Genomic DNA, 1,927 nt, shown 5'->3' with positions numbered 1-1,927 from the left:
GATCGGATAGCGCGTAATCAGACCCTGCGGGTTCAGTCGTCCAAAGCTTGGGCTAACCGGAACGTATAGAGGGAGCAATTAGAAAGTCCGTGCGGCATACGCCAGCGGGGATGGCCGACCAACTGGCATGATCAAGGCTAGGAAAAACGAGTCAAAGGTGCTCTTCCTTCAGGAAGGGGACGGACAGGCGCAGGTGGCGAATGCAGCACCAACGTCGTCTTGAACCTTGGTAACTGTGAAGATATATCTGATGCACGGACCAAACTGGACTACGAACCTGCTCATCTGACGTTCAGTTGTCGCGGGAAGGATGCAATGACGCCTGCGTCCGGGACCACGACCTGGAAGGAGTGTGGCAGTCCCTTCCTCCTTCGCAAAGACCACCAAGATGGTCTGGAAGGACTGCACCCCAATCCGCGAACGGTCCACTCATTCGGCTAGATCCTGTTCACGAACCCGGATTGCCCGAAGCGGAGAACGGACGCGCTTCACAAGGTCACCTGGATTGTGGTCAACCGCGCCGGTGCCGTGTTTGTCAGCAGCAACTCATCCCTTGGCGAAGCGCGTTGGGCGCCGACAAAGCGCCCCGGGATGTGAGTTGGTCGATGCTGCGCACCTTCCTTGAGGACACACCCGATCCCGTAAAAGTTGTCTTTGCCCACGGAATGAGGTGTACCCCAGACCCGCTCGTGGTGGCGGGCACAGGCCGTGACGGTTCCCGAAGGTCGAGGAGGGCCTCTTTGCTATGTCATGGTATAGCAGATTATGCTGGCCAGCGACATGGCGCTCAGCCAACTGCGGTTCACCCGTACCTTCGGGCGCTACAGGTATGGCACCAGTGCAGGCGCTCGGCGCGTTAAGCTGCGAGCCATCTGCAGGCAGACCGCATTACGATGCATACCTTAGTGAGGGCACCGGCCATATGAAAGTTCTCTCTGGCATGTACTTTGGCCTTTCTGTAACTTCGCGATCGCTTTATTCTTCTAATTGAGTACCTCAAATAGGGATTGGCCACATGCTGATTTTGGTAATGGCAGCTGCTTTAGCCGGTGGTTTGATCATAGCTGTCGTGCTCTGGCCGTTCGGAATATTCATTGCACTTGCCGGCACTCCCCTCGGGGCGAGCCTCCTGGCACTTACCGTCGTTGGAATTTTGGCCGCGCGAGACTCCTGCGCACTGAGAACTCTCTTACGGCATATTTCGAACACCCGTAGGTTTACATCGTCCCATCGTTCCGTGAGAGACTCCTAACTTTGGGCCTGTTAGCGTTTGATCCAGTCAAGAGCAGCGGCGAGACAGAGGACGCTCACAAAGGATTGTGCGGGTTGCAACGGCTCACCACTCCTTCAGCCTAGTCCAGAGACACTCGATATCCTGAATATAGTCCTCTTCCAGGAAACTGGGCCAGTGAAACTAAGATATTCCGGTTAGACTCTCGGTGCGACTGTTGCAGCCCCCGAATTGAGCAGACAGGGCTTCCCACTTAGCTAAGTGGTAGGCTTACTGTTGTGATTATGCCTAACACCAACCCTCCAATTGACATCCTGAGTGGCCCGGAACGGCGCCGCCGCTGGACGGCCGCGAAGGTGGCCATCGTCAACGAAATCTACGAGCCGGGCGTCACCGTCAGCCTGGTCGCCCGCCGGCACGGCATTGCTCCAAACCAGCTCTTTCACTGGCGTAAGCTGGCTACCCAGGGCGCTTTGACGGCGGCCGGACATGGCGAGGAGGTCGTGCCGGCCTCCGACTACCGCGCCCTCCAGAACCAGGTGCGCGAGCTGCAGCGGCTTTTGGGCAAGAAGACGCTCGAGGCCGAGGTGCTCAAGGAAGCCTTGGAGGTGGTGGACTCAAAAAAACTAGGACGGCAAAGCCGGCTGTCTGATAGAGTGCGGTGGTGGGGGTCTTCTGTGCCTGTGAGGAGGTGCG

General features: G+C 57.5%; 1 protein-coding gene. It reads left to right on the top strand.

The window, feature by feature from the left end; translation table 11 throughout:
• Positions 1-1,536: 1,536 nt before the first annotated feature.
• Positions 1,537-1,927, top strand: a 391-nt coding sequence (locus tag JQC81_RS32240) for a transposase (protein WP_376772483.1), incomplete at its 3' end; no start/stop codon positions are given.

The organism is Microvirga arabica, from assembly GCF_016811235.1.
In the GTDB taxonomy this organism is placed as follows: domain Bacteria; phylum Pseudomonadota; class Alphaproteobacteria; order Rhizobiales; family Beijerinckiaceae; genus Microvirga; species Microvirga arabica.
This window is presented reverse-complemented; position numbering and strand designations above follow the sequence as displayed.